Source organism: Virgibacillus sp. MG-45, assembly GCF_036409425.1.
Lineage (GTDB): Bacteria > Bacillota > Bacilli > Bacillales > Amphibacillaceae > LDC-1.
In genome coordinates this window covers 185,487-211,062 of the sequence record NZ_JAXOFU010000002.1, presented here as the reverse complement: position 1 = coordinate 211,062, position 25,576 = coordinate 185,487, and the positions used below count along the sequence as shown (strand labels likewise).

General features: G+C 37.6%; 28 protein-coding genes and 1 other annotated feature. Of the genes, 26 read left to right on the top strand and 2 right to left on the bottom strand.

The genetic code is table 11. The features are described from left to right. The first annotated feature begins 113 nt into the window (after positions 1–113). The 20 genes from SPK86_RS03295 (at position 114) to yajC (ending at position 15,070) form a co-directional block, all read left to right on the top strand. Positions 114–890 (top strand): M23 family metallopeptidase, encoded by a 777-nt coding sequence (locus tag SPK86_RS03295; RefSeq protein WP_284139721.1) that lies wholly within the window; start codon positions 114–116, stop codon positions 888–890. Next, complete coding sequence (locus SPK86_RS03290; RefSeq protein ID WP_284139720.1) at positions 877–1,737, top strand: M50 family metallopeptidase; 861 nt, start codon at positions 877–879, stop codon at positions 1,735–1,737. The genes SPK86_RS03295 and SPK86_RS03290 overlap by 14 nt, the downstream gene beginning before the upstream one ends. A gap of 70 nt (positions 1,738–1,807) precedes the next feature. Beyond that, positions 1,808–1,877, top strand: a sequence feature (ribosomal protein L21 leader region). Between the two features lie 13 nt (positions 1,878–1,890). Then, entirely contained in the window at positions 1,891–2,199 is a 309-nt protein-coding gene (gene rplU, locus SPK86_RS03285; RefSeq protein ID WP_284139719.1) for a 50S ribosomal protein L21, read from the top strand. 16 nt (positions 2,200–2,215) lie between these two features. Continuing rightward, positions 2,216–2,551, top strand: coding sequence for a ribosomal-processing cysteine protease Prp (locus tag SPK86_RS03280; protein ID WP_284139718.1), 336 nt, complete (start codon positions 2,216–2,218; stop codon positions 2,549–2,551). A 12-nt stretch (positions 2,552–2,563) separates the two neighbouring features. Beyond that, positions 2,564–2,854 carry a 50S ribosomal protein L27 gene (gene rpmA / locus SPK86_RS03275; protein ID WP_284139717.1) on the top strand — a complete coding sequence of 97 codons (291 nt, stop codon included), beginning with the start codon at positions 2,564–2,566 and terminating at the stop codon, positions 2,852–2,854. 203 nt (positions 2,855–3,057) lie between these two features. Further along, positions 3,058–3,594: a Spo0B domain-containing protein gene (locus SPK86_RS03270; protein ID WP_284139716.1), complete on the top strand. Its 537-nt coding sequence runs from the start codon at positions 3,058–3,060 to the stop codon at positions 3,592–3,594. A 15-nt stretch (positions 3,595–3,609) separates the two neighbouring features. After that, the gene (obgE, locus tag SPK86_RS03265; protein ID WP_284139715.1) at positions 3,610–4,890 is read left to right on the top strand and encodes a GTPase ObgE; all 1,281 of its coding nucleotides are present in this window, start codon (positions 3,610–3,612) and stop codon (positions 4,888–4,890) included. A 28-nt stretch (positions 4,891–4,918) separates the two neighbouring features. Further along, entirely contained in the window at positions 4,919–5,371 is a 453-nt protein-coding gene (locus SPK86_RS03260; RefSeq protein WP_330948653.1) for an ACT domain-containing protein, read from the top strand. A 54-nt stretch (positions 5,372–5,425) separates the two neighbouring features. Then, positions 5,426–6,295 carry a prephenate dehydratase gene (pheA, locus tag SPK86_RS03255; RefSeq protein WP_330948652.1) on the top strand — a complete coding sequence of 290 codons (870 nt, stop codon included), beginning with the start codon at positions 5,426–5,428 and terminating at the stop codon, positions 6,293–6,295. A 163-nt stretch (positions 6,296–6,458) separates the two neighbouring features. Then, positions 6,459–7,361 (top strand): SafA/ExsA family spore coat assembly protein, encoded by a 903-nt coding sequence (gene safA / locus SPK86_RS03250; protein ID WP_284139712.1) that lies wholly within the window; start codon positions 6,459–6,461, stop codon positions 7,359–7,361. Further along, positions 7,354–8,316, top strand: coding sequence for a phosphotransferase (locus tag SPK86_RS03245; RefSeq protein ID WP_284139711.1), 963 nt, complete (start codon positions 7,354–7,356; stop codon positions 8,314–8,316). The genes safA and SPK86_RS03245 overlap by 8 nt, the downstream gene beginning before the upstream one ends. A gap of 61 nt (positions 8,317–8,377) precedes the next feature. Beyond that, positions 8,378–9,115: an NAD(+) synthase gene (nadE, locus tag SPK86_RS03240; protein WP_330948651.1), complete on the top strand. Its 738-nt coding sequence runs from the start codon at positions 8,378–8,380 to the stop codon at positions 9,113–9,115. A 62-nt stretch (positions 9,116–9,177) separates the two neighbouring features. Beyond that, on the top strand, positions 9,178–9,678 hold the full coding sequence (locus SPK86_RS03235; protein ID WP_284139709.1) for a YhcN/YlaJ family sporulation lipoprotein: 501 nt from the start codon (positions 9,178–9,180) through the stop codon (positions 9,676–9,678). A 107-nt stretch (positions 9,679–9,785) separates the two neighbouring features. Next, positions 9,786–10,517 (top strand): YebC/PmpR family DNA-binding transcriptional regulator, encoded by a 732-nt coding sequence (locus SPK86_RS03230; RefSeq protein WP_284139708.1) that lies wholly within the window; start codon positions 9,786–9,788, stop codon positions 10,515–10,517. A gap of 242 nt (positions 10,518–10,759) precedes the next feature. Then, entirely contained in the window at positions 10,760–11,365 is a 606-nt protein-coding gene (ruvA, locus tag SPK86_RS03225; protein WP_284139707.1) for a Holliday junction branch migration protein RuvA, read from the top strand. Between the two features lie 15 nt (positions 11,366–11,380). Next, on the top strand, positions 11,381–12,385 hold the full coding sequence (gene ruvB / locus SPK86_RS03220) for a Holliday junction branch migration DNA helicase RuvB (RefSeq protein ID WP_330948650.1): 1,005 nt from the start codon (positions 11,381–11,383) through the stop codon (positions 12,383–12,385). Positions 12,386–12,402: 17 nt separating this feature from the next. Beyond that, the gene (locus SPK86_RS03215) at positions 12,403–12,579 is read left to right on the top strand and encodes a DUF2905 domain-containing protein (protein WP_443089750.1); all 177 of its coding nucleotides are present in this window, start codon (positions 12,403–12,405) and stop codon (positions 12,577–12,579) included. A gap of 27 nt (positions 12,580–12,606) precedes the next feature. Beyond that, entirely contained in the window at positions 12,607–13,635 is a 1,029-nt protein-coding gene (queA, locus tag SPK86_RS03210) for a tRNA preQ1(34) S-adenosylmethionine ribosyltransferase-isomerase QueA (RefSeq protein ID WP_330948648.1), read from the top strand. 17 nt (positions 13,636–13,652) lie between these two features. Beyond that, positions 13,653–14,792: a tRNA guanosine(34) transglycosylase Tgt gene (gene tgt, locus SPK86_RS03205; protein ID WP_284139703.1), complete on the top strand. Its 1,140-nt coding sequence runs from the start codon at positions 13,653–13,655 to the stop codon at positions 14,790–14,792. Positions 14,793–14,809: 17 nt separating this feature from the next. Next, positions 14,810–15,070 carry a preprotein translocase subunit YajC gene (yajC, locus tag SPK86_RS03200; protein ID WP_284139702.1) on the top strand — a complete coding sequence of 87 codons (261 nt, stop codon included), beginning with the start codon at positions 14,810–14,812 and terminating at the stop codon, positions 15,068–15,070. A gap of 47 nt (positions 15,071–15,117) precedes the next feature. Here the strand turns inward: yajC and SPK86_RS03195 are convergent, their stop codons facing one another. Together SPK86_RS03195 and spoVB are read right to left on the bottom strand one after the other, a co-directional pair. Beyond that, positions 15,118–15,495: a TIGR04086 family membrane protein gene (locus SPK86_RS03195; RefSeq protein ID WP_284139701.1), complete on the bottom strand. Its 378-nt coding sequence runs from the start codon at positions 15,493–15,495 to the stop codon at positions 15,118–15,120. A 79-nt stretch (positions 15,496–15,574) separates the two neighbouring features. Further along, positions 15,575–17,125 (bottom strand): stage V sporulation protein B, encoded by a 1,551-nt coding sequence (gene spoVB / locus SPK86_RS03190; RefSeq protein ID WP_330948647.1) that lies wholly within the window; start codon positions 17,123–17,125, stop codon positions 15,575–15,577. A gap of 118 nt (positions 17,126–17,243) precedes the next feature. On the opposite strand from spoVB, the gene SPK86_RS03185 reads away from it, so the two are divergent. The 6 genes from SPK86_RS03185 (at position 17,244) to SPK86_RS03160 (ending at position 25,551) form a co-directional block, all read left to right on the top strand. Continuing rightward, positions 17,244–17,552 (top strand): post-transcriptional regulator, encoded by a 309-nt coding sequence (locus SPK86_RS03185; RefSeq protein ID WP_330948646.1) that lies wholly within the window; start codon positions 17,244–17,246, stop codon positions 17,550–17,552. Positions 17,553–17,589: 37 nt separating this feature from the next. After that, positions 17,590–19,839, top strand: a complete 2,250-nt coding sequence (gene secDF / locus SPK86_RS03180) for a protein translocase subunit SecDF (protein ID WP_330948645.1) — start codon at positions 17,590–17,592, stop codon at positions 19,837–19,839. A 117-nt stretch (positions 19,840–19,956) separates the two neighbouring features. Next, positions 19,957–20,265 (top strand): LapA family protein, encoded by a 309-nt coding sequence (locus SPK86_RS03175; protein WP_330948644.1) that lies wholly within the window; start codon positions 19,957–19,959, stop codon positions 20,263–20,265. 82 nt (positions 20,266–20,347) lie between these two features. Beyond that, positions 20,348–22,690, top strand: coding sequence for a single-stranded-DNA-specific exonuclease RecJ (gene recJ, locus SPK86_RS03170; RefSeq protein ID WP_330948643.1), 2,343 nt, complete (start codon positions 20,348–20,350; stop codon positions 22,688–22,690). After that, the gene (locus SPK86_RS03165; protein ID WP_284139695.1) at positions 22,668–23,183 is read left to right on the top strand and encodes an adenine phosphoribosyltransferase; all 516 of its coding nucleotides are present in this window, start codon (positions 22,668–22,670) and stop codon (positions 23,181–23,183) included. Before recJ ends, SPK86_RS03165 begins: the two co-directional genes overlap by 23 nt. Positions 23,184–23,346: 163 nt before the next feature. Further along, entirely contained in the window at positions 23,347–25,551 is a 2,205-nt protein-coding gene (locus SPK86_RS03160; protein WP_284139694.1) for a RelA/SpoT family protein, read from the top strand. Positions 25,552–25,576: the final 25 nt, after the last annotated feature.

Sequence of the window (25,576 nt, the reverse complement as noted above, 5' to 3'; positions counted from 1 at the left end):
ATGTAGAATAGCATTTTTTTATCTATCATACCGTTGTAAATACGCTAAAAGATTCATATCTCCTTTCTTCTTTTCATACACTTAGACAAAAGCGTAAAGAGGGATTGAGGCGAATGAACAGAGGGGTACAAAAAGTAAGGAAATCCATTACAAAGCGGAAAAAAATACGCAATTGGGAGCCATCTCCAAGAAGAACCGCCAATAATAGAAAAATCGTTTCTCCGATACCACAAGATGAAGAGAAGCACGGGTATTATAAAAGCTTTGTTGACAATACAGAACTGGGAAACCGAAGAAGTCAGCTTGTTACAGGGGTTGTGTTAAAGGGAATATTATCTGTCATGCTTTTTTTTGCAGTTGCCTTGTTGTGGCAAACTGATTCGGTACGTTTTTCTTCTCTTCAAAGCTGGACAAGCTATGCATTGACCGAAGAATTTCCATTTGCAAAAGTTAATCAATGGTATCGCACAACCTTTGGTAGCCCAATGGGGATTTCCCCTCAACAACAGCTTGTCAATTCAGGCGATAACCCACTTGCATCACAAGTAAGTGGGAATGTAAAAGAAACCTTTCAAGTAAATGGCAAGGGAATCCGAATTGCTCCAGAAAAATCCACAAATATATCATCGTTACGTGATGGTATTGTTATATTTGCTGGCCAAGATCGAAAAACAAATAAAACTGTCATCGTTCAACATGCAGACGATAGTAAGTCTATATATGGGAATTTAAGTAGTATAGATGTTCATTTATATCAATCGGTGGTTGCAAACCAACGAATAGGAAATTTTAAACCAACCGTAGGAAATGATTCGGTTTATATCGCAATCGAGAAAGACAAGCAATATATCGATCCGATTCAGGTGATAAAAGTTGATGACAGTCCGTAATATGCTTCCACCTATTCGTATTCATCCAATCCTCTATGTATTTATAGTAATATCGTTTGTTACGGGAACATTTATACAGCTGTTTATTATTCTTTCTATCGTTTTCATTCATGAAGCAGGACATTTTTTTGCAGCAAGATGGTTTCAATGGCGAGTCTCAGAGATTAAGCTATGGGTTTTTGGAGGTGTCATGCGAACGGACGAGCACAGTAATCGCCCATTGTATGAAGACATCATCGTGACAATCGCTGGTCCGTTACAGCATATTTTTATTTTCTTAGTTTGCGTTATGTGCACTTATTATCAACTTCTTTCACCGACAGTAGTAGAAATGATATTATTTTATAATGGAGTTATTTTACTATTTAACTTACTTCCAATCTGGCCATTAGATGGTGGCAAGCTTATTTTTTTTGTGTGTAGTCATTTTTTTGCTTACCGAAAAGCGCATCAGCTTATTGTTCAACTATCACTGTTATTATGTATGATTATGATGGTTGTAATTCTATTTGTTCTTCCGTTTAATTTAAGTGCATTTTTAGTATTTATCTTCTTATTTGTGGAAAATAAAACCGAATGGAAGCAACGTTTCTATGTGTTTATGCGATTTTTGATAAATCGTTATGAAGAGGATGCTTCTATTCATCGTGTTTTACCTATATCAGTAAACCATCAAGAAAATTTAATGGATGTTTTTCAGCAGTTTAAAAGAGGAAAAAAGCATTCCATCTACATCAACTATCCAAATAAGCGCCGAAAGATGATTGATGAAATGGATTGTTTAAGGTGTTACTTTCATGAAAAGGCACATGATAAAACAATCGGAGAGATAGCGAAGTATTTATAGAAATATTAAGAGGTTGGCTTGACACAACTATGTTTTTTATGATAACATCAATACGTTATTCATCGTAGCACCAGTGCTACAACCGCACAGATCAGGTGATAAACCATTGTGGTACCTGCATGGCGAGTCTTAGTTTATCAGGGAGGTGCAAACATGTACGCAATTATTGAAACAGGTGGCAAGCAAGTAAAGGTAGAAGAAGGTCAAGTAATTTACGTTGAAAAAGTTGCAGCTGATGAAAATGAATCAGTAACTTTTGACAAAGTGTTATTTGTTGGTGGAGATGATGTAAAAGTCGGTGCTCCATTTGTTGAAGGTGCAACTGTAACTGCTAAAGTAGAAAAACATGGCCGTCAAAAGAAGGTTATGGTTTACAAATTTAAGCCAAAGAAAAATTACCATCGCAAACAAGGTCATCGTCAGCCTTACACAAAGCTAATCATTGACAAGATTAATCTTTAAGTTTTGAGTGAAATAAATGATACATGTATCGATATTTCGTAAAGACAACCAAATAAGAGGCTTCGAGCTTTCAGGACATGCAGATAGTGGACCATACGGATATGATTTAGTTTGTGCTGCTGTATCTGCGGTTTCATTTGGTGCTGCAAATGCAGTTGAAGAGCTTTGTAACATTGATGAAAAAGATATAAAGGTTAAACAAGGCGGCAAAGGTGGATTTCTCCATATCATGCTCCCTATTGACCTAGATGATGATACTGCGAAGAAGGCTTCCTTATTACTGGAAGGTATGGTAGTTTCATTGAAAACAATCGAAAAAGAATATAGTAAGTATATAAAAATAAAGAATTAGGAGGTGACTCGGATGCTACGTTTAGACTTGCAGTTTTTTGCAACGAAAAAAGGTGTTGGTAGTACAAGAAACGGACGTGATTCTGAATCAAAGCGTCTTGGTGCGAAACGCGCAGATGGACAATTTGTAACTGGTGGATCCATTCTTTATCGTCAACGCGGAACGAAAATCTACCCAGGCGAGAATGTTGGACGTGGTGGTGATGACACACTTTTTGCTAAAATCGATGGTGTTGTTAAATTTGAGCGATATGGTCGCGATCGTAAAAAAGTAAGTGTTTATCCAGTTGCCAAAGAAGCTTAATATATCATAAAAAACTCCAGCCTTTCAATGGTTGGAGTTTTTTTATGGATCCGTTCGTATGGGTGAAGAATCCTTTTTAAGTTATTTTCGTATAAAGTGCCGTTCAACACAATTAATCGTAACTCATCATTGAATAGCATCTAAGATTACATGAAGTTATAGTTGTTTTCTGTTATAATTTTCTTCATAATGGAGGGAAAAAAATGGAGAGTAAAGATGTAATGATGTTACTCCGTCATATTCGACATGATGTGATGAATGATATGCAGGTTATCCAAGGCTATTTAAGTATGGGGAAATCTGATAAAGTACAATCTAAAATTACACGTGTGTTAGAACGATATGAAGAAGAACGGAAGCTGATGAATTTAAACACCCCTCATTTTGCACTTTGGTTAATCGGATTCAATGCAATGCATACGAATATTCGGTTAACGTATGAGATAGACGCCCAAGATATGAATCTTAATCGAATTGATAATGAGTTGGTTAAGCAATGTAATCAATTGTTTGAAGCGATTGAAGCATGTTGGGATCGAACACAGCTTCATGAGGCTGTGGTTCGTTTAAAAGGAGATAAGGTAAAACATAATATAGAGGTACAAATAGTTTTTGAACGTAAGACGGACTGTATTTCTGTACAAACATTGCTAGCAAACTATAATCAAGAAAACATTGGTTTGTTTGTGAATGAAGCAGGTAATGAATATCGATTTGTATTTAATAATTTGGATGTATAGGTGAGGTGAACAGCTATGTTTGTAGATCAGGTTAGTGTCTATGTAAAAGCCGGTGATGGAGGCAATGGTCTTGTCGCATATCGACGTGAGAAATATGTTCCAAAAGGCGGTCCGGCTGGAGGAGACGGCGGAAATGGTGGTGATGTCGTCTTTCAGGTTGATGAAGGTTTAAATACGCTAATGGATTTTCGTTATAATCGTCATTTTAAAGCAAAGCGTGGGGAAAATGGGATGAGTAAAAGCATGCATGGAAAAAATGCACACCCATTAATTATTCCTGTTCCACCAGGGACTACAGTTATTGATGAGGATACAAATGAGGTAATTGCTGATCTGACAACACATGGTCAAGAAGCAATTATTGCAAATGGAGGAAGAGGTGGTCGGGGAAATATCCGCTTTGCTACTCCAAGAAATCCTGCCCCTGATTTTGCCGAAAATGGAGAGCCAGGTCAAGAAAGAAATATTAAAGTAGAGCTAAAAGTAATTGCAGATGTTGGACTTGTAGGATTTCCGAGCGTTGGAAAGTCTACGTTTTTATCTGTTGTCAGTGCGGCAAAGCCGAAAATTGCGGATTATCATTTTACAACCTTGGCTCCTAACCTAGGTGTAGTAGAAACCGGCGATCAACGAAGCTTCGTTATGGCTGATCTACCTGGTCTTATTGAAGGTGCACATGAGGGTATTGGCCTTGGACACCAGTTTTTACGACATGTAGAACGGACGAGAGTAATTGTACATATCATTGATATGGCTGGAACAGAGGGAAGAGATCCCTATGAAGATTATGTTAAAATTAATCAAGAGCTAGAAGCGTATGATAAAAACTTACTTCAGCGCCCACAAGTAATTGCAGCGAATAAAATGGACATGCCTGGTGCAGATGAAAATTTAGTTCATTTTAAAGAGAAGCTGGAGAGTGACATTCCATTGTTCGCGATATCTGCAATAACAAAGAATGGGATTCGCGATCTTCTCTTTACTGTCGCCGATATGTTAGAGCAAATTCCAAAGCAAGAGCCTATTATCGATGATACAGAAGAAAAGGTTGTATATAAGTATGAGCGCCTAGAGGATGGATTCTCCATAACACGAGACCCAGATGGAGCTTATGTGCTTTCAGGTGTAAAGATTGAAAAATTATTTAAGATGACGGACTTTGCTAGAGATGAGGCTATTCAACGTTTTGCTAGACAAATGCGAGGTATGGGAGTAGATGATGCGCTACGCAAAAAAGGGGCAAAGGATGGAGATACGATCCGCCTGCTTGATTATGAATTTGAGTTTGTAGAATGATTATCTGCAATTGTAAAAGAGGGATACTGTGAAACGTCAGAGGGATGAATCGTTTTTTTTAGTACGAAGTGACGTGCTACCTGAATCAATGAAAAAAACAATTCAGGTAAAGGAAATGCTTGAACAAGGGAAGGCAAGTTCCGTCTATGAGGCAGTAAATAAGGTTGAACTATCAAGGAGCGCCTTTTATAAATATAAAGATACTGTCTTTCCTTTTCAGGCAATGGTGAAGGAAAAAATCATCACCCTATTTTTTCATTTAGAGGATCGATCTGGAACTTTATCGAAGCTTTTAAAATTAATTGCTGGGGCTGGATGTAACGTATTAACTATTCATCAAACAATCCCTATTTTTGGTAAGGCGAATGTTACCTTATCATTAGACGTTTCCATGATAAATGAAGACATAGAACAAATGTTACATCGCCTAAAACAACTGGATTTCGTAACGCGAGTTGATATGCTTAGCTCAGGAGCATGAGCATGGTACATCGCACGATAATAATGGCAAGGTGTATAAAGGGAGAAGAGCAAGATGACGAAGCGAATAGGTTATTTAGGACCAAAAGGGACGTTTACAAAACTTGCAGTGGACGCAGCGTTCAATGGTGAAGATAAAAAAGCATTTGACACTGTCCCCGCTTGTATTGATGCGGTTGATACCGGAGAAGTTGATATCGGTGTTGTTCCGCTGGAAAATGCAATTGAAGGTACTGTACATCTTACAGTGGATTATTTAGTCCATCAAGTAAGATTGCCAATTGTAGCAGAAATTGTTGTACCAATTCAACAACATTTAATATGCACACCTAACTTTAAAGGAACATTAAAAGATATTGAAGCGGTTTATTCGCATAGTCATGCGATTGCACAATGTCACCAATATATTCATCAAAATTTGCCAAACGCTGTATTACATGTTACTTCTTCCACTGGAAAAGCAGCGGAACTTATATCCGTTAAAGAAGGAAACATCGCAGCGATAGGGAATAAGCTAGCAGCAAAAGAATATGGTTTATGTATTGTAAAAGAAAATATTCATGATTATCCAAATAACCATACACGATTTGCGGTGTTGACGAAAAATACGGAAGCCTTATCTATTCAACATCCTATTACAACAGAAAAAACGAGCTTACTTGTTACATTACCACGAGACTATGCAGGCGCATTACATCAAGTATTGTCTGCTTTTGCATGGAGGAAAATGAATCTATCTAAGATCGAATCTAGACCAATGAAGACTGGATTAGGAAATTACTTTTTTATTATTGATGTAGATGATCCATATGATGCTGTTCTTTTTCCAGGTGTTCAAGCAGAATTAGAAGCACTAGGTTGTAGTGTAACGATTTTGGGTACCTTTCCAGTTTATCATTTACAAGCAAACTCTTCTTCTTTATGAACGAATCTAATTTCACCTACTTCTTTTGAAGTGGGTGTTTTTTGATTTGCTTTTCAAAAGAATATGCATCACTTAAATAATCGTTCAACATTTATTGGGTGATTGCATATGTTGATATAGAGTTATTAGCCTACCTATCAGAAATGAAAGGAGTATCGAGGAAATGAAAATTCATATTGTGCAAAAAGGGGATACACTTTGGGATATCGCCCATAAATATGGCGTTAATTTTGAAGAATTAAAGCAGCTTAATTCCCAATTGTCGAGTCCAGACATGATTATGCCAGGAATGAAAATTAAGATCCCAAGCTCTGCAAAAACAGTTAAAAAAGAAGCATATCAACCTCCAAAAGCACAACAACCTTATAAAGAAATTTCACCAAAGCCAATGCCAGTTATCAAGGAGGACGATAAGATGAAAAAGAAAGAAGTCGTTAAGCCGATGCCAATGCCTCAGCCTCAAATGCCACCAGTACAAATGCATCCACAAATGATGCAAATGCCAATGATGGAACAAGAATTAACAAATTATACAACAATTAATCTCCCGCCATATCAAGAATCGAAGGAAGAAAAACCAGCAAAAACGAAGCCTGTGATGAAACCGGCTCCGCAGCCAATGCCTCAACCCACTCATTTAGTCCCGCTTTGCTGCTATGTTATGGATCCGTGTCATCCATCAGAACCGTTTGTTTTGATGGCGAATATGCAAGGAGGCTATCCTGGTCCTCAACAGCCAATGCCTCAGCAGTGGCAAGCACCACATATGGGTTGGGATATGGAATCCTCTAGTTCAAGTAGCTCTAGTACTAATATGCCAGTTAATCCAGCTAAAATGGGTTATTATGATGGCGGTGGGTACTATGGAGCAGATCCATATGCGGGAACATACTATGGTAATCCAGCGTTTCAGCAAGGCATTGCACCAGGATATCAAATGCCACCTGGTCCTGCTTACGGACAACAACCATATTCGCCAATGCCTAGTGCACCTTATCCAGCTTATCCAACACCACCTGGCTTTCCGATGTATCGTGATGAAGAGGATGAAGCAGGAAGTGAGTAATAGGTACAAAGGAGAGGAGATGACTCACCATCGTCTCTCTTCTTTTTTGCTCTCAGAAGGAGGTCTATCCGTACAATATGTACGAAAAATAAAACAACATGTATTTCACATCGAGACAGTAAATGAAAAAGAATATATTGTAAAGGCACATGCCAATAAGAAAAACGTTATGCAACAATGGGATTTCTTTCGGCAAGTAAGCAACCCACATATCGTTCCGTTTATTTTTTTCCCTAATGGGAAAAGAACAATATCCTTGCAGCCATTCACTTGGACGTTATCTCCATTTATACGGGGAAAAAAGCTACGCTATGCGAAAGCCTCTGATCGACAAGAAGCATTAGAGACAGTACAAAAGTTTCATGCTCAAGCTTCTGGCATCTTTATAGAAAAGCGCTTAAAACGTAGACTTTTGTTTGAAAGATGGTATGATAGGTTATTATCCTTTCAAAAGACAGCGCATTTGTTTGCTGAAAATGGCTATACAGCTTTGTATAAAGATATTGTAATAACTGCGGAGCACTTTTTTAAAAAAAATATGCGGTTTCCATGGAAAACAATGCAACAAGAAGCAGAGCAAAAAGGACAGTGGATTCATGGGGATGTTGCATCACATAACTTTATTCATACAAGGAAAACAACTTGTTTAATTGATTATGACTTACTGCAAGCTAGTCCACATATTTTTGACTTCATTCAACTTGGACAACGTTTTTTACCATTTTTAAATTGGGATCTATCTGCGTTAATTTCCTATCACATGGTGGATGAGGAGGCTATTCCAAAGTGGCTCTGTGCGATTGCGATTCCTAGTGATGTCATGCGAGAATGGATGTATTTTCTCCCGGAAGCAACAGATGATAAGCTGAAAACATACCTCGAAGAAATGGAGCAGGATTGGGAAGCACGTAAAAACTTTTTTAGAAAAACGGAAAAAATGGTAAAATCAATGTGATGGATGAAGAAATTATCCGATAATAATAAAGGAATTTTAGTTGCATACTGGAGGAATATTCATGAAAAAAACAGTGGAAAAATTAACAAGTTGGTTAAAAGATCAAGTCGATGGAGCAGGAATGAAAGGGTTAATCGTAGGTGTTAGTGGCGGTTTAGACTCGGCAGTGGTAGCTTATTTAATTAAGCGAGCATTCCCCGATAACTCCATTGGTGTTATTATGCCATTAAATAGTAATCCTTCTGGAATGGAGCATGCGCAGAAAGTTATTGATGGTTGCGGTATTGAAGGAGTAACGATTGACTTAACGGCTGCACACAAGCAATTGCTAGGAACAATTCAGGAGAAGCTTCAGGACAATATAATAGAACATAATCGTCGATTAGCAGATGCGAATTTACGTGCCCGCTTACGAATGAGTACATTATATACAGTTGCTACGAATTTTAATTATTTAGTTGTTGGAACAGATAATGCTGCGGAGTGGTATACCGGTTACTTTACAAAATATGGTGATGGTGGCGTTGATTTATTACCGCTAAAAGAGTATACAAAAGGCGAAGTTCGCGAGCTTGCATCTTACTTAGGCGTTCCGGATGAAATTATTCAAAAGCAGCCAAGTGCCGATCTATGGGAAGGGCAAACAGATGAAGAAGAGATGGGGATTTCGTATGATACGATTGACGCTTTCTTACAAGGCAAACAAATATCACAGCAAGAAAGAACGGTTATTGAACGGATGCATCAACGTACGGAACATAAACGATCTCCATTACCATATTTTTCTCGGACAAATTAAATAGCTAGCACGATTAAATCATCCTCCCTTAACCAAACTAATCGTTAAGGGAGGTTTTGGTCATGCTGAAACTGCAAAGTATGATTTGGATGACGCTCGTAATCACCGTGTTAGTTGCATGTGACGGGGATACAAGTGTGAAGAAGACAAAAGAAAATGATAGCGAAGCAGCTCCTATACATTACGAAACTGAGCAAGAGCAACAAGAAAGGTTAGGCTCACATCAGTCTGATAAACATGAAAGAGACGCTTATCCACAACAAGAAGAGAAGTCGCTAAATGGAGGAGATCGGACAGGGTCATATACGGATAAGTACACGACTGAGGATGGAGTAAGAGTGGCGGACCACTTGATGAATATGAAAGAAGTAAAAGTTGCACAAGTTGCAATTACAAAGGATAAAGTAATCGTTGCTGTTCGATTAGCAGAAGGTGTTGATCCAACTATTCAAAAAAATATAGAGCGCGAGGTATCTAAATTTATCTCCGATAAACCCATTGTTATTTATACAGATGACAACCATTGGGATCGGATACGAAATATGAATTCACGTTTTAAGTAAACTTTGGATCATTGTTCCGTTCTTATACGTGGCGGGCTGTTCTTCTTTATGTAGACTAGAAGTTTTGATATAGTAGAAGTGGAAATTTGAAGAGAGGAGAATGTCCAGTGGCTGGTCATTCTAAGTGGAAAAATATTCAAAGAAGAAAGAATGCGCAGGATGCTAAAAAAGGAAAAGTATTTATGCGGCACGCAAAGATTATATACATTGCCGCTAAAGAAGGTGGCGGAGATATTGAAACAAATGCCGCTTTAAGAACGGCTGTTGAAAAAGCAAAAGCCGATAACATGCCAAACGATAATATAGAGCGGGCAATAAAAAAAGCAACAGGAACACTTGACGGAGTAAGCTATGAAGAGATCACTTATGAGGGCTATGGACCAGGTGGTGTAGCAGTCATCGTTCATGTGCTCACCGATAATCGGAATCGAACAGCAGCAGAAATCCGCCACGCGTTCAAGAAAAACGATGGGAACCTAGGGGAAAATGGAAGTGTTTCCTTTATGTTTGACCGAAAAGGATATATGTTGATATTAGATGAAGAACACAAGTATGAAGAAGATGATATTTCATTGGATGCAATTGAAGCTGGCGCAGATGATGTTGTTGTGGAGGATGGGGCCTATGAAATCCTAACAGCTCCTGAAGATTTTAAAGAAGTTCGCGAATTTATGGAAGCGAAAGGCTATGTATTAGAAGAAGCAGAGGTTACATTAATTCCGCAAACCTATACATCGGTATCAGAAGATCAGGAACAAAAAATGGATCAGCTTATAGATATGCTTGAAAATGATGAAGACGTACAGGATGTATATCATAACTTAAAAGAAAACGAATAGATAGATGTGGTTGGGACAAAAAGGTGTTTAACTGATAACAACCGAATGAAGCCGTATCCAAAGTATAGAAAACGGCAAGGCTATTTTAAGCTATAATGCAATTATTTGGATGTTGAGTGAGAAGCTACCGTTTTGTCCGAACCATTTTCTTTGTCTTCTCAATGGTTATAGTGGTTGGATTTTATACGGATATAAAGAAAATGTGATAAAATGAGGGAAGGTTTAAAAGAGGAGAATTGTAAATGATAGCATATGTAAAAGGAAAGTGTACTGCGATAGAGGATGAAGCAGTAATAGTAGAAATGGCTGGCATTGGGTATGAAATTATATGTGCCAACCCTTTTATTTTTCAAGCATCTTTAAATAAAGAGATACAAATTCAAACCTATTATCATGTTCGCGAAGATGCCCATCTATTGTACGGGTTTAAAAATAAAGATGAAAAATTTCTATTTACGAAATTAATTTCAGTTTCGGGTATTGGACCTAAAAGTGCGTTAGCGATGATGGCTACTGTTGATATTCCAGAATTTGTTGCTGCTGTTGAACGAGAAGATGACAAGTTCCTATCCCAATTTCCTGGCGTTGGTAAAAAAACAGCTCGACAAATTATTCTAGATTTAAAAGGAAAGCTAACGACTACATTTTCAATTAGTCAAGATCAAGGACATGCATCATCACCGCTTGTATCAACAGCGAAAGAATTTAATGAAGCAAAAGAAGCGCTACTTGCACTTGGATATACCGATAGGGAGATTAAAGCAATTATGCCACAGCTTCCGAAGGATCAAATACATAGCACGGATGAACTTGTTCGCAAAGCATTAGCTTTGTTAATGAAAAAGTAATAAAGGGGGGATATTATGGATGAACGGATGGTTACAGGTGAGTTGCAGGCGGAGGATTCTGTTGTAGAGCTTAGCCTCCGTCCTACAACTTTAACTCAGTATATCGGTCAGGACAAGGTAAAGGAAAACCTTGAAATATTTATTCAGGCCGCAAAAATGCGTGAAGAACCATTAGATCATGTATTATTATACGGTCCCCCAGGACTAGGGAAAACGACACTTGCTGCGATAATAGCCAATGAAATGGGCGTTCAGTTTCGATCAACTTCTGGACCTGCCATTGATCGTGCTGGAGATTTAGCAGCAATTCTATCGTCACTTGAACCAGGAGACGTTCTGTTTATTGATGAGGTGCATCGTTTACCAAGAACAGTGGAAGAAGTATTATATTCTGCCATGGAGGACTTTTTTATCGATATTGTGATTGGAACAGGGCCGAGTGCGCGTTCGGTTCGTATAGATTTGCCACCTTTCACGCTCGTTGGGGCAACTACACGTGCAGGGCTATTATCAGCTCCTTTGCGTGATCGATTTGGTGTGCTAAGCAGACTGGAATTTTATGAAAAGCAGCACCTTTGTGCGATTGTAGAGCGCACTGCAGAAATATTTGATACTGCGATTAAAGAAGATGCTGCAATGGAAGTAGCAAGAAGGTCTCGAGGTACACCACGAATAGCGAATCGCTTGTTAAAACGAATTCGTGATATATCACAAGTTAGCGGAGAAAAGGTAATTAGTATGGATACAACGATACGTGCTTTACATATGCTTCAGGTAGATGATGAGGGATTAGATCATATCGATCACAAGCTACTAAAGGGTATCATTGACGGTTTTCAAGGTGGTCCTGTTGGATTAGAAACTATTGCAGCAACGATTGGCGAAGAAGCTCAAACAATAGAAGATGTATATGAGCCTTATTTATTACAAATTGGTTTTATCCAACGTACACCACGTGGCAGAGTCGTTACATCGAAAGCATATGCGCATTTTGGATTGAAAAGGAATGATGAGGGATGAATCCAGGAAAGTGGCTAATGATAACCGGTGTAATTCTTCTTATCGTAGGTTTTGTTTGGACTTTTATAGGTCGGTTGCCAGGGGACATTAGCTTTAAGAAAGGAAACTTTTCCTTTTATTTTCCGATTATGACTTCGATTGTGGTCAGTATTATTTTGTCGCTTATTTTTTTTCTTATTGGTAAATTTCGTTAAAGATATGGAAGGAAGTTAGAGGTAAAAATGAATGTAGAAGATTTTGATTTTGAATTACCAGCTGAGTTAATCGCACAAACTCCATTGGCAGACAGAGCTTCTTCAAGGCTTCTCGTTCTGAACAAAGAGACAAAGCAAATAGAACATAAGCAATTCCCGAATATAAAAGATTATTTAAAAAAGGGAGATTGTCTTGTGTTAAATGATACGAGAGTACTTCCTGCTCGTTTATATGGGATGAAAGAAGATACTGGTGCTAAAATAGAAATATTATTATTACATCAAGAAGAAAATGATCGTTGGGAAGTACTTGCAAAGCCGGCACGAAAAATTAAAGAAGGAACCGTATTAACGTTTGGTGATGGAAAACTAAAAGCAACATGCACGCGTATGTTAGAACATGGTGGACGTATTTTAGAATTTTCATATGAAGGAATTTTTTATGAAATATTAGACGAGCTCGGAGAAATGCCGTTACCTCCATATATCAAAGAACAATTACCAGAAAAAGAACGGTACCAAACCGTTTATGCAAAGGAGGAAGGCTCTGCTGCTGCTCCTACTGCTGGCCTTCACTTTACACAACAATTACTTCATGAAATTGAAGAAATGGGAGTAACCATTGTCTTTATTACGCTTCATGTTGGATTAGGGACCTTTCGACCAGTAAGTGTAGAAGATATCGAAGCACATGCGATGCATTCAGAATTTTATCATATGACAGCGGAAACCGCTGATACATTGAATAAAATCAAAGAAAATGGTGGTAGAATAATATCTGTAGGGACAACATCCACCCGTACATTAGAAACGATAGCAAGAGATAATCAAGGTCGTTTTAGAGCTACTAGTGGTTGGACGGACATTTTTATTTATCCACCCTTTCATTTTAAAGCAATCGACGGGTTAATTACTAATTTCCATTTGCCGAAATCAACCTTGGTAATGTTAGTTAGTGCGCTAGCAGGAAGAGAACCAGTCTTAACAGCATATCGACAAGCTGTCGAAGAACGCTATCGATTTTTCAGCTTTGGCGATGCAATGCTAATCATTTAGAAGAGGAACGATTAGAAATGACACCGATAAAATATGAATTAATTAAAACATGTAAACAAACGGGAGCGCGATTGGGGAAGGTAACGACACCACACGGTACCTTTGAAACTCCGATTTTTATGCCAGTAGGTACATTAGCAACGGTTAAAACAATGAGTCCAGATGATTTACATTCTATGAATGCTAAAATCATTCTTTCGAACACCTACCATTTATGGCTCCGCCCTGGAGAGGATATTGTACAAGAAGCTGGTGGCCTTCATAAATTTATGAATTGGGATGGCCCTATTTTAACGGATTCTGGGGGATTTCAGGTTTTTAGCTTAAGTGATATGCGTGAAATAAAAGAAGAAGGTGTTCACTTCCGAAATCATCTAAATGGAGAAAAGCTATTCCTTTCACCAGAGAAAGCAATGCACATTCAAAATGCGCTCGGATCAGATATTATGATGGCGTTTGATGAGTGTCCACCATATCCTGCTACTTACGAATATATGAAAAGCTCTGTAGAAAGAACTTCTCGATGGGCAGAGAGATGTTTAGAGGCTCACCAGCGCAAATCAGATCAAGGATTGTTCGGCATAATTCAAGGTGGAGAATATGAAGCACTTCGAAAACAAAGTGCATCTGATCTCATTTCCTTAGATTTTCCAGGCTATGCTATTGGAGGGTTATCTGTTGGCGAACCAAAAGAAGTAATGAATCGAGTGCTTGAATTTACAACTCCGTTAATGCCGAATGATAAGCCGCGGTACTTAATGGGAGTAGGATCACCAGATTCGTTGATTGATGGTGCGATTCGTGGTGTAGATATGTTTGATTGCGTGCTTCCGACCCGTATTGCACGAAATGGGACATGTATGACTTCTAATGGAAGACTAGTTGTTCGAAATGCAAAATACGCCCGTGATTTTACACCAATTGATGAAAATTGTGATTGTCATGTGTGCAAAAACTATTCACGTGCATATATTAGACACTTAATAAAATGCAATGAAACATTCGGTTTTAGACTTACTACTTATCATAACCTCTATTTTCTGTTAAAATTAATGGAGCAAGTACGAGAAGCTATACGCGAAGATCGACTTGGTGACTTTAAAGAAGCATTCTTTGAACAATATGGGTTAAATAAACCGAATGCGAAAAACTTTTAATGAAAGGAGTGAATTAAATGGAATTTTTAGGACCATTACTTCCGATTATCCTAATGTTTGTTATTTTTTACTTCTTGTTGATTCGTCCGCAACAAAAGCGACAAAAACAAGTAAGACAAATGCAGGATAGTCTTCAAAAAGGTGATTCTGTTGTAACAATTGGTGGTTTTCATGGTGTGATTCATTCAATCGATGAAAGCACTGTTGTGATTCAAGCTGGTGACGGTACAAAGCTTACATATGATCGTTCAGCAATTAGAGAAGTTACAACTGCATAATAATGTAAAAAGCGGCTGTCCAAATGACAGTCGCTTTCTTTTGCTTGCTATTTGTTTGCAGAGGTTAGCATGTTTACACCAAAAACGCCTCCGATAAGTGCTGCTAATACATAACCAGCATGATGAAGGGATTGCTCCATTGAAAATGCTTGCTGATAGCCTAAGTATTGCACGAGAAATGTAAATAAGGTAAATCCTAATCCAGTAAATGTCCCCATAAACCAGCCTTTTTCTTTTCCTTTCATTCCAGCAATAAAACCTCCAATAAATAATACAAGTAATCCAATTGATAACGTAATCCAAGAAAGTGTTGGTTCATTAAGCGAAGTAAAGCGCAGAATTGTTGCTAAAATAATGCTTGTAAAAAGAATGAGTGAAAATATTGCAGTCCAGCCGTACAAAAGTCCAATAAACTGTTGTCTCATGTTTTTCTCCCCCTATGATTGTCCTTTTATTACATCCTATTCGGAAACAAATTTTTTAGACGAGTTTCCTAAAAAATAACTATACCCACTTTTGGATAAAGGGAATTTGTTTTAATTCTTCTCTTGTAATAAAGCGCAGTGCAAATAGAAATAGTAAGTACATAAATGATAAAAGGATAAATATGAAACTAAGCAGAAATACATTTGCTTCTCCTTGTATAAAAATATTTCGGATAAGATTGCCAGATCCCCATGTAAGCAATAAAAGAAGAATCATTTTCCCTATATCGATGAATGGAATAGAAAATGATAGAATTTTATTCAAGGAAGCAAGGTGAAGTAGGGTTACAAGAATGACACCGATAGACATAGCAATTGCTACCCCCATAATTCCAAAATTTTCATTAGATGCTAATACGATTAAGATAACGAATTTAAATACATTTCCGATTAAGCTGTTCCACATTGCTGGTTTTGCTAAATCAAGCGCTTGTAATGCTGCTTGTAGTGGCGATTGAATGTAAAGCAATAGAAAAAAAGGAGCCATTAATACTAAGAACCTGCTAGCATTTGCTGTGCCGTACATTAGGCTTAAGATTTCATTTGAAAATAGGGTAAGAATGATAGTTGCAATTGCTCCTGATGCAAATGATATTCGAATTGCTTGATGTATGCGATAATGTATTAATTTATGGTTGGCCATCGCATCTGCTTCAGATATAGAAGGTACGAGCGCAATTGATAATGATTGTGTTATAAAAGTAGGTAGGAATAGTAATGGTAGAACATATCCTGTTAATTCACCATATTGCTTCGTTGCTAGCGTTGTTGAAATGCCTGCTATTGCTAAGCATTGCGCGACAACAATTGGTTCTAAAAAATGAGATATCGATCCAATCATGCGACTGCCTGTACTAGGCAAAGCAATAGAGAACAATTCCTTTAATGTCTCCTTGCTTGTCTTTAAATAAGAAAAAAATCGATAGCGAATCTTAATGGTTTTCTTTCGCTTAAATTGATAAATCATGTATAATAGTGAAACAAATTCGCCAAGGATAACACTAAACATGGCACCAGCTGCCGCAAACTCAATACCATACGGTAAGAATAGATTTACAAATAACGCTACACATGAAATACGAACGATCTGCTCAATAACGAGCGAATAGCTTTGTGGCTTCATATTTTGTCTTCCTTGGAAATAACCTCGTAGAATAGAAGAGATGGCAACAATGGGAACGATTGGACTAATTGCTAGTAGTGGATAAAGTGTGCGTTCATCTGTTAATAAATGCTGTGCGATAAAAGGCGCACCAATCATCATAAGCCCTGTGAAAAACAAACTAGATATGCCGGTAACAATTAAGGAAACGATTAAAATTTGTTTTATTTTTGCTCGATCATTTCTTGCTTCTGCTTCTGCAATTCTTTTTGAAATGGCTACCGGAAGTCCAAGCTGTGTCAGCGTCATAATTAAGAATAGGGTTGGTAGTGCCATCATATAAAGGCCAACCCCCTCTTCTCCCATAAGGCGAGCTACAACAAGTCGGTTAATAAAGCCTAGAAACCGTGTGATCATCCCAGCAGCTATTAATATAAGTGTACCTTGTAAAAAAGTTTGTTTAGACACATCGACAACCTGCCTTCTCAAAAAAGAAATTTTCATATACAATGATATATATGCAATAGAGTGGGCCAAGCATGACAAGTTGTCAGATAGAAGGGATATTTTTGCAGGAGGGAATGTCTTGGAATTAATTCGCACAGTTGAGGATTGGAAACTAAAAATAGAACCAGCGCTTGCAAGCAAAGTGAGTGAATTGCAGTTAATGGGCTATAAAGAAGCGACAAATGAGAATGTTTGGGATTGTCTAAGACAGAAGGTTTGGAAGGGTAATCCTGAAAAAAGATTATATGAAGCAGTTCAGGACGTGTTTCACCTTAGCTCTAATATTTATATGAGTTATTTGACAGTTTCCGCATATCAGGATGAAAATGATTTATTTGCTTCAATCGCCGCTTTAACTGGTGAAGTACAAGCAAAAATGAATGTATAATTCGAATTGTTGTTTAGTTGAGGGAGGAAATAACGAAATGAAAAACAGAGGCAGAATCATTGCCTTTTTTCTAATCGTTTTATTGTTCGCAGGAACGATTGGAACAACGGTAAAAGGAATTGTAAAAGATATTAACCTTGGACTCGATCTTCAAGGTGGCTTTGAAATTTTGTATGAAGTCGAACCAGTTGATAAAATCCAGGAGACAAATAGAAAGCTATTGGAAGCAACGGTTCAAACCTTAAATGATCGTGTGAATCGACTTGGAATTAGTGAAGCGAGTATCGACATTGAAGGGGAGGATCGAATCCGTGTACAGCTTGCTGGTGTAGAAAACCAACAGCAGGCAAGGGAAATGCTGGCAACGTCTGCACGTTTATCTTTTCGCGATGTAGATGATAAACAGCTCTTAGATGGTTCTGATATTAAAGAAGGAAGTGCCAAACAGGATTTTCATCCAGATACAAATCAACCAATTGTAACGTTACAGTTGAAGGATGCTTCTAAATTTGCTGATGTTACGAGCAAAGTAAAAACAATGAATCCAAACCTGTTAGTCATATGGATGGATTATCAGGAAGGTGATTCTTTTACTGCGGAATCAGATAAAGAAGAGCCAAAATACATATCAGCTCCTTCAGTAAATCAAACCTTAAATACTACAAATGTCATGATTGAAGGTAATTTCACTGTAGATGAAGCGAAATATATGGCAGATATCATTAACTCAGGTTCATTACCTGTGAATATGAAGGAGCTTTATTCTACTTCAGTTGGGGCACAATTTGGTGAACAAGCATTAAATAAAACGGTTTTTGCAGGCTATATAGGCGTAGGACTTGTCTTTTTGTTTATGCTGTTCGTTTACCGTTTTCCGGGCTTGATTGCCACAATTAATTTAAGTATCTATATTTATCTTATTCTTCTTGTATTTACATTAATGAATGGGGTATTGACCCTACCAGGAATAGCTGCATTAATTCTAGGGGTTGGTATGGCAGTAGATGCGAACGTCATTACTTTTGAACGAATTAAAGAAGAAATCAGAGCTGGAAAATCTATTCCGGCAGCATTTAAAGCAGGTACAAAAAATTCATTGTCAACGATTTTTGATGCGAATATTACAACGCTTTTAGCGGCGATAATTTTGTTCGCGTTTGGAACAAGCTCTGTAAAGGGTTTTGCAACGATGCTAATTGTTTCCATTATACTAAGCTTCATTACCGCGGTATATGGAACACGATTACTTCTATTGCTATGGATTAAACAGCCTTTCTTTAAAAGGCGTCCAGCATGGTTTGGTGTTAAGCAAACCGACATTCGAGATATCGCCGAAAAAGAAGAAGAGGAAGCAACATTTAGGAATCGAAAAGTGAATGTAGTGCAGCACCGGAAAAAGTTTTTTATCGGTTCACTTATTATGGTGATTGTTGGAATTGTGTCCTTGCTTCTTTTCCAATTAAATCCTGGAATTGATTTTACGAGTGGCTCTCGTATTGAAGTGATGTCGGAAACTAGTTTAACAACAGAACAAGTTAAAGATAATCTCGATGAGCTAGGTATAAAAGCGAAGTCAATCGTTATATCTGGTGATAATAACGATCGGGCAGTTACCCGTTTTGATAAGGTGTTATCTGAAGATAAAATAAAGGAAGTTGAAAATTATTTTAGTGAGAAATATGGTGTTGCTCCAAGTGTGAGTGTCGTCTCACCAGTTGTAGGAGAAGAGCTGGTAAAGAATGCATTATACGCTGTTGGTATTGCGACAATAGGGATGATTTTATACGTGACGATGCGGTTTGAGTTTTATTTTGCAATTACCGCGATTATTGCATTGTTACACGACGCATTTTTCGTCCTTGTCGTCTTTAGTATCTTTAGAATAGAGTTTGACATAACCATTGTCGCTGCAATCCTCACGATTGTCGGATATTCGATTAACGATACAATTGTTACGTTTGATCGAATAAGAGAGAATTTAAGAAAGAAAAAACGTGTTAAATCTGCGAAAGAATTAGCTCGAATTGTGAATAACAGCTTAATACAAACCTTTACAAGAAGTATTAATACGTCATTTACAACGATGCTCGCAGTATTAGCATTTCTATTCTTAGGCGCACAATCAATTACAGGCTTTGCAATTGCACTAGCTGTTGGGTTATTAGTCGGAACATATTCTTCCTTATTCCTAGCTTCACAGCTGTGGTTAGTATGGAGAGGCAAGATGATCAAGGATAAGCCGGTCGATTTCACGAAAAAGAAGCGAGTTGATGGGCCACAAGTATAATTTGAACAAAGCCTAATCGTTATTTACATAACCTCCGTTGCAGGTAGCAAAGGAGGTTATGCTTATTTTTACAGCGAAGTGGGTAATAATTTAGTAGAGTAGATTGGAGGTTAACCTATGAAGGGACAAACGTATGTTGTATTTGCCATTGTGTTCATCATTATTATATCTATTTTTGCAGTAACCAATGTTTCACCAGTTAAAGTGAATTATTTATTTTGGACTGCAGAATCCCCACTGATATTAGTTATTTTATTTTCAGTTCTTATGGGGGTGCTCATAACTGCCACAGTAGGTATGGTAAAGGTTTTTCGTTTACAACGAGATATTAAAATACTAAGAACAGAAAATCAAAAATTGCATAGAACCTTGCTTGATAATGGACTTGAAGCGGAGAGCATTAACGAGCAGACCAACAAAGAATAGCTATCAATAAGCATAATTTCAAGAAAATGTATTTGCCGCCCCTGATCCTGTTTTGTATAATGAATAGGTCAGGGGTGAACGTATGTTACATAGTAAAACTAAATGGAAAATTAACGATCATATCGAGGAACATGTGCATTGGAATGATATTAAAGCATCAGTTCCTCCGATCATAAAGGATTTGTTAATACAACGAGGGATAACGAACGAACAGGAAGCATTACAGTTTTTATCCCCAAATATAGATCAGTTGCATCATCCAGAAGGATTTGACGCAATAGAGAAAGCAGCAGCTCGGGTACACCAAGCAATAGAGAATAAAGAAAAAATTCTCGTTTTTGGTGATTATGATGCGGATGGAGTGAGCTCGACAACTGTTCTCTTACATGCATTAGAGGAGCTTGAAGCAAGCTGTGATTTCTATATACCGAATCGGTTTACAGAAGGCTATGGTCCAAATGAAGAAGCATTTCGTGTCGCTGCTCAAAATGGGTATTCATTAATTATTACGGTTGACACTGGAATTGCATCTGTTCATGAGGCAGAACTAGCTAATGAACTTGGAATTGATTTGATTATTACCGATCACCATGAACCACAAGAAACGTTGCCAAATGCCTTCGCAATTATTCACCCGAAGTGTTCGCCGAACTATCCATTTAAGGAGCTTGCTGGAGTTGGCGTTGCGTTTAAATTTGCACAGTATATACTAGGCTATTTCCCAGAACACTTATTGGATCTTGTTGCTATTGGGACAATCGCTGATCTTGTTCCATTAGTTGGAGAAAATCGTATATTTGCTTATTATGGGTTAAAAAAACTAGCAAATACAAAAAGAGCAGGCTTAATGGCGTTAAAGCAGCAATGTAAGCTTACAAATGAAGTGACTGAAGAGGACGTTGGTTTTTTAATAGGCCCACGCTTAAATGCTGTTGGAAGATTACAAGATGCTGATTTAGCAGTGGAACTACTTTTAGCAGATAATGAAGAAGTAGCTTTGGAGCTTGCTGAAAGGATTGATCAGTTAAATCAAAAGCGTCAGCAAATTGTATCAGAAATAGTAACCGAAGCGGAAGAAATGGTCGATCTTCAAACAACGACAGGCATTATTGTCATTGCTAATAAAGGCTGGAATGAAGGTGTCCTTGGTATCGTTGCATCTCGATTAGTACGAAAGTATGATCGACCTGCAATTGTACTTGCAATTAATGAGGAAACTGGAACAGCAAAAGGATCTGCCCGTAGTATTCCTGCGTTCGATTTGTTTCAAAATTGTATGAAAGTGAAAGATCTTTTTGTCCGATTTGGTGGGCATGCACAAGCAGCTGGGATGACCCTTGAATTGGACAAAGTGTCAGAGCTACGAACAGCATTAAATCATCTTGTTATGGACCAATTAACAGAAGAAGACTTTAAACAAGAATTAGAAATAAGTAAGCAGCTTGCAGTAACAGATATGAGTGAATCTCTCATTCAAGAAATAGGAAAGCTAGCACCATTTGGAATGGGAAATCCAAAACCACGATTTCTTATTCAACAGGTTCCGGTAGATGCTCGACAGCTAGGAAATAATAAGAAGCATTTAAAGCTTCAATTTAAACAAGCGGATACAGTAGTAGAAGGTATTGGTTTTGGACTAGGTGAATTATATTCGTTTATCACACCGAAAACAGAGGTGTCTGTTGCTGGCGAATTACGAATAAATGAGTGGAATGGGTTTAAGAAGCTGCAAATCGTGATGGAGGATATTCAAATTAATGATTGGCAATTGTTTGACCATCGCGGGAAGAAAAATGTAGATCTACAATCATTTAAAGGATTTGAATCAAGTGCGGTCCTAGCGAATGACATAGATAATGTAAGGAAGGACTTGGGATCCAATATTCCAGTTATCTCCTATGACTCTGATCTAGATGCTTTACAAAAAGTAAATACGCTATTTATTGTTGATCTTCCACCAGCGTTACCAATGCTTGGAGATTATCTCACGCAATTAAGTCCTGTTAACATCCATGTTTGTTTTCAATTGGAGGAAAGCATGTATATGGCTCGTTTTCCTTCGAGAGAGGACTTTAAATGGTACTATGCACAAATATGGAAACAAAAGACGATTGATTTAAAACAAGACATTCGAAAAATCATGGCTGCTAAGAAATGGACGAAGAATGATATTATTTTTATGTCAAAAGTGTTTTCTGAGCTTGAATTTGTTAAAATAGATAATGGTGTGGTGACATTTATGCCAACATCAAACAAAAAGGACTTACATGAATCATGGACCTACCACCAACGGTTAACTCGTGCGAAGGTGGAGGAAACACTTTATTATTCAACCTATGAGCAACTAAAAGATTGGGTAGGACAATTTATTGATTTGGAAGGTTCCAAGGAGGAAAAGGCAAATGGATTACAAGCAATACATTAAGATTGTTCAAGATTGGCCAAAGGAAGGCATCGAATTTAAAGATATAACTCCTTTAATGGATAATGGAAAAGCATTTAAATCTGCTGTAGATGAAATTGTTGAATTTGCGAAAGAAAAAGATATTGATCTTGTAGTAGGACCAGAGGCAAGAGGCTTTATTATAGGCTGTCCTGTTTCCTATGCATTGGAGGTTGGATTTGCCCCTGTACGTAAAGAAGGAAAGCTTCCAAGAGAAGTAATCAAAGTGGACTATGGCTTAGAGTATGGAGAAAATGTATTAACAATACATAAGGATGCAATTAAGCCTGGTCAGCGGGTATTAATTACAGATGATTTACTTGCAACTGGTGGGACGATTGAAGCGACTATTAACCTAGTTGAGCAGCTTGGTGGGGTAGTGGCAGGCTGTGCATTTTTAATTGAGCTTTCTTATTTAGACGGAATGGAAAAACTAAAAAACTATGAAGTACTTGCTTTAATGAAATACGAGTAATAGTGAAAAGTGTAATGCAAGGGTCTGGCGTGTTTTATCCTAAAATTCGTCAGACCCATTATATTCGTGGATTTTAATGTTTTTTACTTTACTTTTAGCGAAAAATTTTCGATACTATAAGGTATATTCTTTTTTTATTCTCTCCAACAAATTAGGTGATTGAATGGCTAACGATAACATATTAACAATAGATACGATTTTAGAAGAAGCAGGACAATATCTTGTGGAAGATGATATTGCATTTATTCGACGTGCTTATCTTTTTGCAAAAGATGCACATGCAGATCAATTCCGAAAATCAGGAGAAGCATATATTATTCATCCTGTGCAAGTAGCTGGAATACTTGTTGGACTGAAAATGGACCCAGTCACAATTGCCGGCGGTTTTTTACATGACGTTGTAGAGGACACGGAAGTAACGCTTGAGCAGCTTGAGGAAGTATTTAATCGTGAAGTTGCCATGCTTGTTGATGGTGTAACAAAGCTCGGAAAGATTAAATATAAGTCCAAGGAAGCACTACAAGCTGAAAATCACCGTAAAATGTTTGTAGCGATGGCAAAAGATATCCGTGTAATTTTAATAAAACTAGCAGATCGCTTGCATAACATGCGTACATTAAAGCATCTCCCCCCAGAAAAACAACGCCGAATTGCCAATGAAACGTTGGAAATATTCGCTCCCTTAGCGCACCGTCTAGGGATATCTACAATAAAGTGGGAGCTAGAGGATACGGCACTTCGATATTTAAATCCACAGCAATATTACCGCATCGTTCAATTAATGAAGCAAAAGCGTAATGAGCGTGAATCATATATTGAAGAGGTTATGAACGAAATTCAAAACCAATTAAAAGAAGTAAAGATTACGGCAGATATATCAGGAAGACCAAAGCATATTTATAGCATTTATCGAAAAATGGCGAAACAGAACAAACAGTTTAACGAAATTTATGATTTGTTAGCTGTTCGGGTTATGGTGAATAGTATTAAGGATTGTTATGCAGTATTAGGTATTATTCATACATGCTGGAAACCAATGCCTGGAAGATTCAAAGACTATATTGCGATGCCTAAGCCTAATCTTTACCAATCATTGCATACAACGGTTATTGGTCCAAAAGGAGACCCGTTAGAGGTTCAAATTCGAACGAATGATATGCACGAAATCGCAGAATATGGAATCGCTGCGCACTGGGCATATAAAGAAGGAAAACAAGTAAGTAAGGATAAAAAGTCATTCGAAGAAAAACTAACATGGTTCCGTGAAATTTTAGAATGGCAGAATGAAACCCATGATGCAGAAGAATTTATGGAATCGCTAAAATTGGATCTGTTTTCTGATATGGTCTATGTGTTCACACCTAAAGGAGATGTAATTGAGCTTCCTTCTGGGTCCATTCCGCTTGATTTTGCCTATCGAATTCATACTGAAATAGGGAATCAAACAATCGGAGCTAAAATAAATGGAAAGATGGAGCCACTAGATTATAAGTTGAAAAACGGCGATATTATTGAGGTTTTGACTTCAAAGCACTCTTACGGTCCTTCACAGGATTGGTTGAAGATTACGAAAACATCACAAGCAAAAAATAAAATAAAAGCGTTTTTTAAAAAACAGCGGCGAGACGAAAATATCTCTAAAGGGAAGGATTTAGTGGATAAGGAAATTCGTGCGCTTGGAATCGAGCCAAAAGAGGCTTTAACAAATGACAATATTCAACGTGTAAACGAAAAATTCAATTTTTCAAATGAAGAAGATATGTATGCAGCAGTTGGCTATCAAGGAATTACAGCTGCATTGATTGCTACTCGTTTAACGGAAAAAATAAGACGCTCAAAGCAGCAGGAACAGGATCTTGCGCAAACAATTGAAGAAGCAAAAAGTGAAGTAAAAGAAAAGAAAAAAGCGCATCGCGGTGATTCTGGAGTTAGGGTTGCGGGCATTGAAAATCTGTTAGTAAGACTTTCAAAATGCTGTAATCCAGTCCCTGGGGATGAAATTGTTGGTTATATTACGAAAGGAAGAGGCGTTTCTGTTCATCGGGCCGATTGTCCCAATGTGCAAACAGATGAAGCGAAAGAACGCTATTTGCATGTTGAGTGGGAAAGTCATCCGATGGACCAAAAGCAATACCATGTTGATCTTGAAATAACAGGATATGATCGCCGGGGGTTGCTTAACGAGGTGCTCCAATCTGTTAATGAAGCAAAAACAAATATAACGCATGTTAACGGAAGATCCGATCGAAATAAAATGGCAGTAATTCAAATAACAATTTTAATCCATAATACAGAGCATTTGCGCAAAATAGTAGAACGGCTAAAACAAATAAAAGATGTATATACGGTAACGCGAACCGTACAATAAACCCATTTGTTTTAAAAAGCAGATG